We start from the raw sequence: 13,873 nt of genomic DNA, 5'->3' as shown, positions 1-13,873 counted from the left end.
CTGACTGACCTTACGGACACTTGCCAAGTGCGGAAATTGAACAAAAAAACGAGAAAAATCAAGATAGATAGCCAATTAAAATGACATAATTGACTATAGTTCAATCGAACGTTTGAAAAACGTGACCACTTCACATGGGCCCAGCGCAATGACCACTGAACGGGAACAGTTGATCCGCTCACTGTTTGACGAGTACATCGAGATGTATTCATCACGGGATGATCGGCTCACCACGCGGTTTAGCGACAATTTCAGCGGTTTTGCCGGCAGCAGTGATGTTCTGGTTACCGATAGGGATGAGTGGATCCGGATAACCCGCCGCGATTTTGCCCAGATCCCGGGCAGGATCCGCCTGGAAATACTCGATGTGACCCTGCAAGATCTGGCCGCGGATGTGGTGGCTGTGACCGCCTTCTTCCATATCCATCTACCGAAATCAGAACCTATCCTCTCCCGCAGAACCGCCAGACTGGTGCTGATTTTTCGACACGAAGCCATGGTGTGGAAAATTGCTCACAGCAGTATCTCCATCCCTTACAGTGCTGCTCGGGAAAGCGAAATTTACCCGATGACCAGTCTGGAGGAGCGCCAACATGAGCTGGAGCTCATTATCGAGCTCAGAACCAAGGAGCTGGCGGAAGCGAACCGGAAACTGAAAGCGCTCAGCAATACCGACGGGCTCACCAATATCGGCAACCGTCGTCTGTTCGACAACTCATTGAACCAGGCCTGGGAACACTGTATTCAGACAGAGATGCCGATTGCGCTCATCATGCTCGACATCGATCATTTCAAGCAGTTCAACGATCTCTATGGCCACGTTGCCGGTGACGAGTGCCTTCGATTGCTGGCCCATACCCTGGCGCAATCCGGGCGCCGCTCGGGGGAGTTGGTGGCTCGCTACGGCGGAGAGGAATTTGTCATCCTGCTGCCACATGTCGAGCGTCAATCCGCCTATGAAATTGCCCAACATATCCAGCGACTGATTTTTGCACTGGCGCAGCCACACGCACAAAATGCCACCGGTCTGGTGACCGTTAGCATGGGTGTTGCCTGCCTCAGACCATCGAGTCACTGGCAGCCATCTGAACTGGTAAAACTGGCTGATTCTGCGCTCTACACCGCCAAATCATCCGGCCGTAACTGCATCAGAGTGGCGGAGTCACCCAGCCTCCCGCAACCAGTCTGACCATAAGTCCCTCATACGCCACCATCCTTCCCGTGGGGAATCACTGCGCGCTAACCATGCACGGCAAGGCTCAACGCATCCCATCGCAACATGCCTTCCCACTGATCCAGTGTGCTTTGATAGGTATCCGCCGCGTTGTAATGGGCCATGGCATGCAGGCGGGCATGATGGCCAAGTCGCTTGATCACGTCGGGCATGGCATTGAGGCTGGCCAGCACCCGCGCCAGATCGCCGGGATCGTTTGGCTGATATTTGCGGCAATTCACTTCATCGGTGAGGTGTCGATCCCACCAGGCGCCATCGGCCGGGATCACTACGCATAATCCTGCCGCCATGGCCTCCAGAATGGAGAGACCAAAGGGTTCCAGATGACTGGTGGAGACAAAAATGCCGCATTGAGATCGGATCTCGTCAAGATTGGCGGGGTTGGCATACCAGTGCGTGTCTGGCAGCTGTGGCTGAGGCTGGCTGCAGGGCTGCAGCGTGCCCCTGGGTTGCAGATAGCACACCATCAGCTCGGGGCGAGCGTCAGGGATCATCTGATGGGCGGCCAGCATGGTCTCCAGCCCTTTCCAGCGTAGCAACGAGGCCGCCCACAAAATACGAGTCCCCCCCAGGGTCGCTTTGGGCCAATCAATCTCGCTCAAGCCGTTGGTAAATGGCTGCCAGTGTGACGGAAACTCGGTCTCGCCAAGCCGGGCCAGCAATGCCGCCAGGGAGCTGCGGGTTGATTCCAGATAAAAGACAAAACTCGCCCGTTGCAAGGCTCTGGCAGAGAGCCCCGAGCACCCCACAGGGCCATGGATCAGCTGAACCACCCGGCACCGCAACCAGCGGGCAGCCCAGTAACAGCAGAGATCCACCCCCGGCCCGGACGCCGCCACCAGGCACTTCACCTCCCCCAGACGAAACACCAGCCAGAGGATCAGCAGGGTCTGCCACCCCTGTTTGAGCAGATAGCCGATGCCGGACTCCCGCCCCTTCAATATGTGGGGCAGCCAAAGAGGATGATGCTGACAACGGGACCAGGAGTCGGGATCCTGGGTCAACACATGGCATGTGAGCCCGGGCATCCGCTTGGCCAACTCATCGAGCAGCACTTCGGTCGCAACCTTGGAGCCACCGCGAAACGGGATGGGATCCACGACGATGATCTTTCCAAACACCGGCTCAGTTTGCATGCTCATCTTGCTGCTCCCTTACTCTGGCACCTTGCGGCGGCCAAACCCCAGTTGCACTTTTTGCGCCACTCTTGCCATCCCACTCGCCAGCATATTGCGACCTCTGGCAAGGAGTCGTTGCCCCGCCCAATGAATGAGTGGTCGGAAGGGTGTGGGGGCCGTTGCGTGCCAACGACCAGCCAGCGCGGCGTCCCAAACCGCCGTGACCTCGTCAACATAGCGCGCCACCGTGAACAACTGTGCGGCACGCAACTTAGCGGCCCGCCCCATTTCACATCGGCGCTGCGGATTGCTCAATTGCCGCCAGTGATCAGCCATCTCGGCCCAATCCCCCGGGGTTGCCAGCAAGCCGGTCACCCCCTCCTCCACCACTTCGGGGATGCCGCCCACCCGATAGGCACTGACCGGGAGCCCCAACATGCCCGCCTCCGCCAACGTCAGACCAAACACCTCCTCACGGGCTCCGGAGACCAGCAGATCCACCCCGCCCCGCAAGATAGCGGCACTGTCCGGCCGCTCGCCCAAAAAGTGGACCCGCTCGGCCACCCCGAGCTCGACAGCCAACGCCATCAATGCTTCCCGCTCCGGGCCGCTGCCAATAATCAGCAACTGAGCCTCCTCCCCCGATGCCATCAGGGCAGCCAGCGAGCGGATCAGCAGATCAATCCCCTTGCGTTTGATCAGGGAGCCAACGGTGGCGATGATCATATCCCCCGGTGGCAAGCCCAGCATGCCGACGACCGGCCAGTGAGCACCGCCATTCAGGCGAGCGGCATCGACCCCGTTGGGTACCCGGATCAACCGATCGGCCGCGCAGCCATCCTGGCGCCAACCGGTCAACACCGGCTCGCTCACCCCGATCAGCACACTTGCCCGATGGACCCGCAAGCTGAATCTGTCTCTGGGCTGATAACGGGCATGGAGGTGGCACACCAGCGGTACCTGCAACGCCCGACAGACCCCCGCCAGCCACTGACAAGGAGCCGCGCTGTTGGCGTGCACCAGCCCAATCTGCCGTTCGGTGATGAGCTCTCTGGCTCGCCGGGAGAGGCACCGATGGGCCGCAAGATCAAAACGGGGCGCCTGCCATCCCAGCAGCAGGCTGAACGGCTCGACCATGGTTTCTACCCCGAGGGTGGCCACCTCTGCCGCCAGCGTCGGGCTATTGCACCAGAGCAACGGCGTAAAGCGGCTGCGATCGAGGTGGGCCAGCAGATCCAGCAGGCAGCGTTCGCTGCCGCGGATCCAGTCCTCTCCGTAGTGAACCAGCAAAACAGGGGTTGCGTTCATCCTCTTGCTCCCTTTGGTAGCACTGCCGGCAACCGGGTTGCCTCCTGATGATCCTCAGAGGTGGCCTTCACCTCTCTGGCCGCCTGCTGCACGTACTTGATGGCGGCGACGGCCAGCGCCAATTCCAGATAGATGGGCCAGGTAAAGCCCTGGGTCAGGAAGGATCCCGAAATCACAAACCCAACCATGCTGGCCATCACCCCCTGCATCGCAGTGATCACTGCAGGAGGCATGCCAGCAAGCTGGCAACGCCAGCCACCGCGCAGGGTCACCGCCACCATGCCGATAAACAGCGCCAGCCCGACAAAGCCGGTTTCAGCCAGCACCCCGAACCAGGTGGAGTGCACCGCATGATTGAGTCCATCCCAATGGGGGCTGTAGAAGAAGTAGTTGTAATAGAAATTGGACAAGCCCACCCCCACCAGCGGATGGCCCAGCGCCATGCCCCAGGCCGCTTGCCAGGCGTAGATCCGCCCCATGGCCGAGGCATCGACCCCGCTCTCGGCGGCGCCGCCAGATGCCCGATCGCTGATCCCGGCGGCGGCAAACAGCACCACCAGCGCGACCATACCCAGCGAGATCAACAGGGTTTTCGACTTCACCCGCTGCCAGGCAAACAGGCCACCAACGGCGCAGATACCCAGCAAACCACCCCGGCTCTGGGTGGCGATAATGGCGGCCGCAGTCAGCGCAAAGCCAAGCCCCCCCAGCAAACGCCCTCCCACCCCATTGCCCTGATTGAGCAGCAAGCTCAGCGAAAAGCCGGCAGGAAAGAGCAGCACCAGCGCCAGATCGTTGGGATCCCCCAGCACAGAGCCCAGCTCGCGCCCTATGGTCACCCGGGTCCCCTCCACCAGCCCGATCCCACTCGCCTTGTTGTAGAGGGCCACCAGCGCCACCAGACAACCCGCTACCACGAAGGTGCGCACCGCCAGCGCAAAATCCCCCGGGGTGCGCACCAGCCAGGCGGAGGCCAGGGTCATCAGATAGATCTTGCTATAGCTGCCGGTCCAGGTGGCGATCGCCTCGCCCCGGTTGCTGGCAAACAGCACACCGATGGAAACCATCACAAAGAAGGCCGTCAGCCAGCTCAGGGCTGGACTCCAGTAGGGCTTGATCCGGCCGGTCAGCAAAATGTGCCAGACCAGTGCGCCGATGGCGGCCAGCGAGAAGAGCAGCGGGATCTTGAGGGGATAGAGCTGGGGGAACACCTCATGCAGCCGAAAAAAGGAGAAGGTGACAAACCCCAGCACCATCAAGAAGGGCCAGCGCAGGGCAAACCAGATAGCGGGAATGGCAAGGCCGAGCACCGGCAGCAGCAAGGGATGGGGCAACCGCCACCAGAGCAGGGCCAGCACCAGACAGATGGCGCTTGCCCAGATGGCTGGCGTTAGACGAGCCATGATCCTGCCCACCATTGGCCGAGCCAGACCATCGCCAGCGCCCCGAGGGAACTGGCCCAGAGGGTCGAGAGGCGATACGGCAGCGGCAGCAACCGCTGGCTCACCAGATAAAAGGCCAGCGCCCGTACCAGATAGACCAGCAGCAGGGTCCAGATCACCCCGGCGACCCCGAAGGGGGGGATGGCGAGCAGAAAGCCTGCTACCCCAAGGGCGCTGCAGCCCAGATTGATCACCATCTGGGCATTGCTCTTCTCGCCGCTAAAGCAGCCGACATTGAGCAAGTCCGAAACATTGCGCACCGCCATACCCAGCACCAGCAGCGGAATATAGGCGATCGCTCCATGATAGCTCTCGGGAGTCAGCCAGCGAATAAGCAAGGGGGCAGTGAGCCCGACGATGCCCGCGGTGACAAACCCCAGTACCGACCCCATCACGCTGTAGTGGGCATTGAGCCGCAGTCCATCCGGCTCGCGCAGCAGCATGAAACGGCGGGGATACCACCAGAGGGCAAAGGGTTGCAGCAACAGCCCCACCGCCAGCGCCAGCTTGCCCGCCACCGCGTAGTAGGCAAGCAGCGCCTCCCCCACCACATCGGCCAGCAGCCAGCGATCCAGTCCGCTCAGGGCAAAGCCTGCCAGCCCGCTCACCACCAGGGGCAATCCATAGCGCAGCAGCGGCCGATAGTGCTGCCAGTCAAAGCGGATCCCGCTATCTCGCCATTGCCAGAGGCTCAGCAGCAGCGCCAGTGCAACGCAGGTCAGGGTGCCGGAAGCCAGCACCCCGCTCACGCCCCAGCCGAGCCAAAGCCACCAGCCGGTCAGCACCGACTGGATCACCGCCTTGCCTGCGGTCGCCACGAAAAAGAGCCGGGCCTGATTGCGCATCCGCAGCCATGCAAGTGGCACGCCGATCACCCCTTCAAACGGCAGGGCGCAAAGCACCCAGCGCACATCCGCAAGGCGGGTTTCCACCGGCAGCCAGGCTTGCACCACAGGTGCCAACAGCCAGAGCAGCACCAGACTGGCCAGGGCGATCAGCCAGACCAGCCCAAACATGCGGGCCACCACCTGCTGGCGCTCCTGCTCATCTTTCGCCAGTCCGGCAAAGCGGTAGAGGGCATCCACCAGCCCGAAGCCAAGGATCAGGGAGCCCAGATTGATAAGGGTGAGCAGCACCTCCAGCTGACCGTATTCACGAGGGAGCAGCTGATGGGTCAGCACCGGCAACATCAGCAGGGAGATCCCCTTCATCAGGAGCAAGCCGCCGGCGTAATAGAGCATGGCAATCTGGTTTACACCAAGTTTCATAGGGCCTCCCAGCCTCCCGAAGCATCCCGCTTCGGGTCAGCTACCGCTAATGCAAAGCCCACGCCACTCACTCCCGCCCTGAAGCGATAGCCCCTCTGTGCGGCTTAACCGGCCTGAACAAGCCCAGAATGAGACTGGCATTTGCGTTTTGCACAACGCTGGCTGCAAATTGCACCGACCGGCGCAATCTGACTCTCCTCTTATCCCCATTTGGCCCGATCACGCTGGGGTCGTCCTGTTGGCCCGATCCCTGCTTTCTGCTTAGCGAGCAACGGACTGCACCAGAGGGAGAGGTCGCCATGAACACCATCAACCTGCACCGGATGAAAAGCTGGGCCAAACAGGGAGAGACGCCACTGGCTCGCCGGGTATGGCGTCTGGCCAAAAGCGCCCGCCACTGGTCACTCCCCGTGATCCCACCCCTGCATCGGCTGCTTTATCGGCTCTATCTGCTGGGCAACAACGCGCTGGCGACCCTGACCCGCACCCTCTGGTGGACACCCTTGTTTCAATCTCGCCTCACGGCCCCCGCCCCGCGCCTCTATCTCTATGGCGGCATCCCCTATATCAGCGGTCCGGTCACCATCGAAATTGGTGCCGACTGCCGCCTCAGCGCCGCCATGACCATCAGCGGCCGGGCATCGAGCCAGACGCCAAAGCTGGTGATTGGCCGCAATGTCGGCATTGGCTGGCAGACCACCCTGGCGGTAGGCAGCAAGATAGTGCTGGGGGATAACGTCCGGATTGCAGGGCGTGCCTTTCTGGCGGGCTACCCGGGGCACCCGGTCAACGCCCGCGACCGCGCTCTTGGTAAACCGGATCGCGATGAACAGGTGGGGGCCATTGTGCTGGAGCAGGATGTCTGGCTTGGCACCGGGGTGATGGTGATGGCCGGTGTCACTATAGGCGCCGGCACCATTGTCGCCGCAGGCAGCGTCGTCACCCGGGATCTGCCCGCAGGTGTGCTGGCTGCGGGTGTACCGGCCACCGTACTGCGCCCCTTGCAGCCACAAGATCACAGCGACCCCGCACACGCTTCGGAGACCTTTGCATGAAACCACACTCACTGCCGCAACTGGTGGTATTGGGCGAGGATTGGGGCCAGCACCCCTCCAGCACCCAGCACCTGATCAAGCGTCTGTTGCCCGATTATCAAGTGCTCTGGGTCAACTCCATCGGCATGCGCTGTCCCCGCTTTACCCTCCATGATCTCACCCGTATCGTCCGCAAACTGGGGGCGGTGCTGTGCGGCGCGCGCCATGCTGGCAGCCAGTCGGTTGCGCCATCAGAGGTCAGCAGCCCCCGGGTTCTGCCGCCGCTCGCCTTGCCACTGCCGGGCAGTCGGCTGGCGGGCAAGATCAATGGCCACTGGCTGGCGGCGCAGATCCGGCGCCAGTTGCCCGAGCTGGATCGCCCCTTGCTCTGGATCTCCCTGCCCAGCGCCGTCGATCTGATTGGCAAGCTGGATGAGAGGGCGGTGATCTACTACTGCGGCGATGACTTCTCGGCGCTGGCAGGGGTGGATCATCAAGCCATTGCCCACTGCGAAGCCCGACTGGTGGAAAAAGCCGATCTCATTCTGGCCGCCAGCCCCGCGCTGGCCAGCCGCTTTCCCCCCCATAAAACCCGGCTCCTCAGCCACGGCGTGGATCTCGAGCTGTTTATGCCCCCCAGAGAACGCCCGGCGGATCTCCCCTCCGGCCGCCCCATTGCCGGATTTTACGGCAGCCTGAGCGACTGGATTGATATCCCCCTGCTGGCAGAGACGGCTGCCGCCCTGCCTCACTGGGATCTGGTGCTGATTGGCCCGGTCCAGACCGATATCTCCCCCCTCAAGGGGCTCCCCAATATCCATCTGCTGGGGCCCCGTCCCCATCACACGCTGGCGGCCTATGCCCAGCACTGGCAGGTGAGTCTGCTGCCCTTTGTCGACAACGCCCAGATCCGTGCCTGCAATCCATTGAAATTGCGCGAGTATCTGGCCGCAGGGCGCCCCATCGTCAGCACCGATTTTCCGGCTCTCGATGGCTATCGGGATCAGATCCAGCTGCCCCACGATGGAGAGAGCCTGGCCCAGGCCATCAATCGGGCCGCCTTTGATCAATCCAATCCGGGCTGGTTTCAGGAGAGTGGCTGGGAGGGGCTCACCCGCAGCGAAGGGCGCCACACTCGCCAACAGCAGGTGGCCCTGCAAAGCTGGGATCACAAGGCTGCCGAGCTGAACAACTGGCTAAAGGGGCTGGCCAGATGAGCAGAGGGCTCTGGCTGGTTATCCTGCTCTGCTGCCATGCAGCAATGGCCGCCACCCGGCTGGAGGGGCAGACCCCGCTGCCCCTAACCAGTAACCAGACACCCCAGCGGCTCGATCTGAGCACCCACAACTGGCCAATAGGCAGCGATGATGAACTGGTGATCGAGGGCCATAACCCCAGCGCCCACCCGCAAACCCTGATCCTGCGTATCGACGACGAGGCCTCGGTCAACTACCGCAGCCGGGTCAATCTGGAGCGGATTGTCGCACCCGGCCCCTTCACCCAGCGCTTTGCCTTGAGCGAGTGGCGCACCAGCCAACCCAGAGCGCTGGCGTTGGACAAAATCACCAAGCTCTATCTCTTTATGGCCGATAACGCCCCCTCCATGACCATTCACCGCTGGTACTGGGTGCCCGGTCTGACCCTGCCTAAGGGCACCATTGCGCTGGATCTGGGGGCCTCCACCGCCCCCCGCTTTACCGGCTTTGAGCCCCTGAGCCCGGGGGATCCCCGGCTGATTGGCCATCCCACCCCCATCTTGCGCCCCTCCGGCGATGCCCTTGTGCGCGATGGGCTGCGCAATCTGGATGGCGTACGGCTGGAGGTCGCCAAGGGGCGCTACCAGCTCACCCTCTGGCTGGATGACCCAGGTGAATGGGAGTACCTGCCCCATCCCTTCGAGCGCAGCGTGCTGGTCAATGGCGAGCCCATCTGGGCCGAACAGTGGCAACCACAGGAGTGGCTCACGCAGCGCTATCTGGCGGGACAATCCCGCGAGGCACTGCCAAATCCGGATCCCTGGCAGCTGTTCGGGGCGCGTCAAGGCGGCCCGGTCCATGTCACCCTGAACCACCGCGGCGGCCCGCTCACTATCACATTGGTGGGTCACTCACCGGATGCCAAATACCTAGCGGGGCTGCTGCTTGCCCCCTATCCGGCCAGCACCAGCAAAGAGGCTCTCCCGAATAGTGGAAAAGATCTCGCCGTATTGGCCGACGCTACCGCAAGCGTGCTGACCAAGCAGCGCCAGCTGTTTTTGGAAAAGTGGACTCTGGCCCCCTATTCCCCAACCCCAGCTTCGCAGCAGCTAAGCCTCACGCCGATTACGGATGCCGCCCCAACCCTGCAGATCGCCCCGCTATCTGCAGCCGATGCGTTGACGCAAGCTGCGCAACCGGTGCTGGCCGCCCGTGGCAGCCAGCTGTTGCTGGAGTTTGCCATCCACGCCGCCACCGACGATCCGGCCCCATTGCTGGTGATCCAGCCCCCCGAACAGGCAGGATCGCCGCTGGCGCTGACCCCCTATTACGGCAAGTGGCATCTGGTTCGCCCGCAGGCGAGCGGCACCCTGCTAGCCCCCTCGGATCAGGAGCTGGTCGAGGGGATCGTCGGACTCACCCTGCTGGCAGGCGTACCTCGGCGTCTGGTACTGCAGATCACCGTCCCACGCGATGCGCCTGCCGGTCACTATCTGGGCAATATTCAGCTGCTCAGCCAGCAGCAACTGGTGCAGTTACCGCTGACTATCGAGGTGCTGCCGCTGACTCTGCCCGCGGCCAGCAAGCCGGTCGGCATCTATGTCGAAGCCCCCCCGTATCTGAATTGGCTGAACCCCGACCCCGAGGCGCTAAAGCAGCAGATCGCAGAGGCCAGTCGCTGCGATCTGGAGCGGCTCGCCAAGCTCGGGATCAGCGGCCTTTCACCCGCCCTGCCACAGGATGAGGCGGGGATGCGGGAGATCATGGGAGAGGCGGCCGGGCTCGGCTTTGTGCCGCCCCTGCTGGCCTATACCCCGCTCAAGCGCTGGGGGAGTGACCCTGCCAGCCAGCTTGATCAGTGGCAGGCGCGGCAACAGGCACTGACCGCCAGCGGCTTGCCCCCGCTGGCATGGAGCCTGTTTGATGAGCCGGATCTCGCCACCCTGCCCGCCATCACCAGCCTGGCGCGGGAGATGAAACGGCGGGATCCGGCGGTGATCCGCGCAGGCCACTTCAATCATCCGGGTCAAGTTGGTCTGCTGGCAGAGGTGGAGATTGCCCTGATCAACGCAGGTTTTGGCGCCGACAAGGCCGATGTGGCGCGGGTGCGACAGCACAAGGTCACCCCCTGGTTTTACAATCTGGGCACCCCGAGAGCCGCCGGGTTCTATCTGTGGCAAAGCGGCGCCGAGGGCTATTTGCAGTGGCATGGCCGCATGCCCACCGCCCTGCCCTATGACCCCACCGACGGGCGGGAGAGCGACTTTATGCTGCTCGGCCCGCAAGCCTGCGAGGCGCACCGCCTCTCCCACGATCTGTTGCTGTTGCAGCAAGCCATCGAGGATCTGCGCTGGCTCGCCTGGCTGGAGCAGGAGGCCCGCTATCAGGTGGAAGCCGCCCTGCTGCTGGAGCGCCTGCGGGATCAGCTGCCGACCCGCTGGCAGGTGGCAGAGCAACTGCCCTCTGCCGCCTGGATCCAGTGGCGCCGCGAGATTGAACAACTGGCCAAGGGATTGAAAACATTGCAAACTGGTGCCAACTCATCCTCCTGAAGTGACTGCGTATGGCCAACCAGATTCCCCGCTCCACAGCCAAAGACTGCGCCCTGCGCCGCCTGTTGCCCCTGATGTTGCCGCTGCTGATCCTCACCGGTTGCGCCCGTCAGGAGCCGGTCAATGAGACCCTGCCGATCCTCAACCAGTTGCGGGAACAGCAAATGGCTGAACAGCCCCAGCTGCAACTGCAGTACCAGCAAGCGGAGACACAACTGCCAGCGGATCAGGAGCAGCAGTTGCATCAGTTTTTAGGACGCAAGGATCCGGCCCGGATTGCGCTGGTAAGCGGCCCCGGGCTGCAAACCGACATGCTGGAGAGTGCGCGGATGGCGAGCGTGCGGCTGACCGCACTCACCCGCTTGCTGGGAGCTCGCGCCATTGAACTGGAGCCCCGCTATGACCCCATGCTGGCCCCCAATACCTTGCTGATCCGCATTCTGCCAAACGGTGAATCGGGGTCGGTCACCCCAGCGGCGGCGCAATAAGGCCGAGGCAGGTGGTCGGCAAGGCCACCCGATATAGGGGATAAGGGGTCAGCCCCCACAATTTGCGCCAACCCTGGGTAAGACGGTACGAGAGCAGCGGCGGGCTCTGGTGCAACTCGCCTAAAAACATTACCCCCTGACTCATCCCTTCACTCGCCAGCGTCACTGACATCGCCTCCTGATCCGGCGCCACCAGCATGGCCTGCAACAGGCCGTCACAGCGGGGATGGGCCAGCTGATAGCTGACATAGGTGCCGCCCAATACCGGCGTGGCCACCCGCAAGCGCCATCCCAACTGGACCAGCTCCAGCAGCATGGGCTTGGCCCCCTCGTTAACTGCCCGGTTCTGATAACGCCAGCCCATGGCGGCAGCACTGAGCAGCGCCACCAGCAACAGCAGCAGATATCCCCTAGATAGATGAATCATGGCGCTCCCTTAGAAAGAGGATGGTCATCACCAGCAACATGATGGCCCACTGATAGAGCTGGGCCAGCGAGCCGGTATGCAGCCAGCCATACCAGCGCAGATCCAGGCTCATCAGCACCAGCCGCAGCTGATTGGCCCCGATATAGAGCAGGCAAACCAGCAGCAACATGGGCCACTGCCGGTAGAGTGGGCGCTCCGGCGCCAGCCAGCAGCAGGAGACCAGCCAGGAGAGCACCACCAGATAGAGTTGAGAAAACGAGGAGCACCCCTTGAGCACAATCAAGGCATGGCCCCCCAACCGCTCGATGCGATTGCCATCAAGACGAGTCTCCCAGCCAAGCATCTGCAACCACTGGCCCACCCCCCAGGCATCGAGCGCCAGCACAGGGCCGGAGAGCAGGGCAAACACCTGCTGCCCCCACAACACCGCCACGGTAAAGGCGAGCACAATCTGCAACACCGCCCGCTCATCGCCACTCTGATGACGGCGCCACAGCGAGGCCACCAACAGCAGACAGGCCAGCGCCTTGCAACTGGCGCTGGGGATCAGGATCAGCAGGATAAAGAGGGCGAGCGCCAGTGGATGCGGGCGCCAGCTCGGTGCAACCCGCGATGCAATTTGCCACCAGATAGCAATCAGCAACACCACCAGCAGATTGAAGTGGCCCATATTGAGCCACACCATGCCCCACTGATTGGCCAAACCAAGTAGCAGCCAGTTGGGTGCCCACTGCCAGGGACGGATCTCCATCGTAACTCCTGCCGGTTATCAGCGCTTTTGACCCCTGTCGCAAGTTCCATGCCTGCCCGGCCTCACCCGGATCAAGCCAAGTCAGAGGATGCAACAAAGCTGGCACGCTTTATTCATTCCCCCTGCTGGCACTAGCGCCAGGGAGAAGGAGTGAGCAATGAAACTCAAACCGTTGGCAGGGCTGCTGGGGATGTTGTTGGTAACCTCCCCCGCATACGCCTTGACCGAAGTCGATACCGAACTGCAACTGCTGATGGATGTGTCAGGCAGCGTCAGTTCATCGGAATTCAATCTGCAATTACAGGGGTATGTGGACGCCTTTTACAGTCAGGATGTACAAAGCGCCATCCTCGACACCAGTGGCGGCAAACTCGGCTCCATCGCCGTACAGATGATCATGTGGAGCAGCAGCAACCAGCAAAGTCTGATGACCGACTGGTTCCACCTCTACGACATGACCTCCATCAACAACTTCGCCGCCACTCTGGATGCCCTGGTACGCCCCTATGCGGGGATGACGGCCCCCGGTTCGGCCATGGCCTTTGGTGCCCAGCAGTTTGATACCAACAACTTCACCGCCGCCCGCCAGGTGATGGATGTGTCGGGTGACGGTATCCAGAACAACGGGCTGGATACCTCTACCGTGCGGGATCAACTGCTCGCCTCCGGCATCGATACCATCAACGGCATCACCATAGGTCAGGACTATGCCGATGGGGTACTGCAAGAGTGGTATGTGGAGAACGTGGCGGGCGGTCAGGATGCATTTGTCATCAATGCCACCACCTTCGCCGACTTTGGCAATGCGCTGGAGCTCAAACTGGCGGCCGAAATTGAGGGGGGCATTATTCCGGAAGGGGCACTGGCCGCCCCCATCGAGGAGATCCCGCTGGCCGCCCAGCTGCTGCTCGGTATGCCGCTACTGCTGGCCTGGCGCTATCAACGCCGTAATCAGGGACGCCTGCAGCAAGCTAACTGGCAACAAACGCCAGCCATCGGCTAGTGAATCACCCCGTGTGTCGCGATTAGGGAGCTATGGCTCCCTGATTTTTTTG

Annotated in this window: 12 protein-coding genes; 6 read left to right on the top strand and 6 right to left on the bottom strand. The window is 62.1% G+C overall.

The window, feature by feature from the left end; all coding sequences use genetic code 11:
• Positions 1 to 148: 148 nt before the first annotated feature.
• Positions 149 to 1,189, top strand: a complete 1,041-nt coding sequence (locus ACTG2T_RS19230; RefSeq protein ID WP_330124603.1) for a GGDEF domain-containing protein — start codon at positions 149 to 151, stop codon at positions 1,187 to 1,189.
• A gap of 50 nt (positions 1,190 to 1,239) precedes the next feature.
• On the opposite strand, the gene ACTG2T_RS19225 is transcribed toward ACTG2T_RS19230, so the two are convergent.
• Genes ACTG2T_RS19225 through ACTG2T_RS19210 form a run of 4 tightly spaced genes read right to left on the bottom strand, consistent with a single transcriptional unit; the run spans position 1,240 to position 6,370 of the window.
• Positions 1,240 to 2,376 (bottom strand): glycosyltransferase family 4 protein, encoded by a 1,137-nt coding sequence (locus tag ACTG2T_RS19225; RefSeq protein WP_330124602.1) that lies wholly within the window; start codon positions 2,374 to 2,376, stop codon positions 1,240 to 1,242.
• A 12-nt stretch (positions 2,377 to 2,388) separates the two neighbouring features.
• Complete coding sequence (locus ACTG2T_RS19220) at positions 2,389 to 3,660, bottom strand: glycosyltransferase family 4 protein (RefSeq protein ID WP_330124601.1); 1,272 nt, start codon at positions 3,658 to 3,660, stop codon at positions 2,389 to 2,391.
• On the bottom strand, positions 3,657 to 5,063 hold the full coding sequence (locus tag ACTG2T_RS19215; RefSeq protein WP_330124600.1) for an O-antigen ligase family protein: 1,407 nt from the start codon (positions 5,061 to 5,063) through the stop codon (positions 3,657 to 3,659). The genes ACTG2T_RS19220 and ACTG2T_RS19215 overlap by 4 nt, the downstream gene beginning before the upstream one ends.
• A complete protein-coding gene (locus tag ACTG2T_RS19210; RefSeq protein WP_043819779.1) occupies positions 5,051 to 6,370 on the bottom strand; it encodes a lipopolysaccharide biosynthesis protein in 1,320 nt (439 codons plus the stop codon). Before ACTG2T_RS19210 ends, ACTG2T_RS19215 begins: the two co-directional genes overlap by 13 nt.
• A gap of 299 nt (positions 6,371 to 6,669) precedes the next feature.
• Here ACTG2T_RS19210 and ACTG2T_RS19205 point away from each other — a divergent pair, with 299 nt between their 5' ends.
• From ACTG2T_RS19205 to ACTG2T_RS19190, 4 genes are read left to right on the top strand one after another with little or no spacing between them, the layout of a single operon-like run.
• On the top strand, positions 6,670 to 7,425 hold the full coding sequence (locus ACTG2T_RS19205) for an acyltransferase (protein ID WP_330124599.1): 756 nt from the start codon (positions 6,670 to 6,672) through the stop codon (positions 7,423 to 7,425).
• Entirely contained in the window at positions 7,422 to 8,621 is a 1,200-nt protein-coding gene (locus ACTG2T_RS19200; RefSeq protein ID WP_330124598.1) for a glycosyltransferase, read from the top strand. Before ACTG2T_RS19205 ends, ACTG2T_RS19200 begins: the two co-directional genes overlap by 4 nt.
• A complete protein-coding gene (locus ACTG2T_RS19195; protein ID WP_330124597.1) occupies positions 8,618 to 11,152 on the top strand; it encodes a hypothetical protein in 2,535 nt (844 codons plus the stop codon). The genes ACTG2T_RS19200 and ACTG2T_RS19195 overlap by 4 nt, the downstream gene beginning before the upstream one ends.
• An 11-nt stretch (positions 11,153 to 11,163) precedes the next feature.
• On the top strand, positions 11,164 to 11,640 hold the full coding sequence (locus ACTG2T_RS19190) for a hypothetical protein (RefSeq protein ID WP_330124596.1): 477 nt from the start codon (positions 11,164 to 11,166) through the stop codon (positions 11,638 to 11,640).
• Here the strand turns inward: ACTG2T_RS19190 and ACTG2T_RS19185 are convergent.
• Together ACTG2T_RS19185 and ACTG2T_RS19180 are read right to left on the bottom strand one after the other, a co-directional pair.
• Positions 11,618 to 12,067, bottom strand: a complete 450-nt coding sequence (locus ACTG2T_RS19185; RefSeq protein ID WP_330124595.1) for a hypothetical protein — start codon at positions 12,065 to 12,067, stop codon at positions 11,618 to 11,620. The genes ACTG2T_RS19190 and ACTG2T_RS19185 overlap by 23 nt on opposite strands.
• Positions 12,051 to 12,818: a hypothetical protein gene (locus ACTG2T_RS19180; protein ID WP_330124594.1), complete on the bottom strand. Its 768-nt coding sequence runs from the start codon at positions 12,816 to 12,818 to the stop codon at positions 12,051 to 12,053. The genes ACTG2T_RS19185 and ACTG2T_RS19180 overlap by 17 nt, the downstream gene beginning before the upstream one ends.
• A 157-nt stretch (positions 12,819 to 12,975) precedes the next feature.
• Here ACTG2T_RS19180 and ACTG2T_RS19175 point away from each other — a divergent pair, with 157 nt between their 5' ends.
• The gene (locus tag ACTG2T_RS19175; RefSeq protein ID WP_139433629.1) at positions 12,976 to 13,821 is read left to right on the top strand and encodes a DUF1194 domain-containing protein; all 846 of its coding nucleotides are present in this window, start codon (positions 12,976 to 12,978) and stop codon (positions 13,819 to 13,821) included.
• Positions 13,822 to 13,873 lie beyond the last annotated feature (52 nt).

This window comes from Aeromonas sp. 75A (assembly GCF_051919425.1).
GTDB lineage: Bacteria > Pseudomonadota > Gammaproteobacteria > Enterobacterales > Aeromonadaceae > Aeromonas > Aeromonas veronii.
This window is presented reverse-complemented; position numbering and strand designations above follow the sequence as displayed.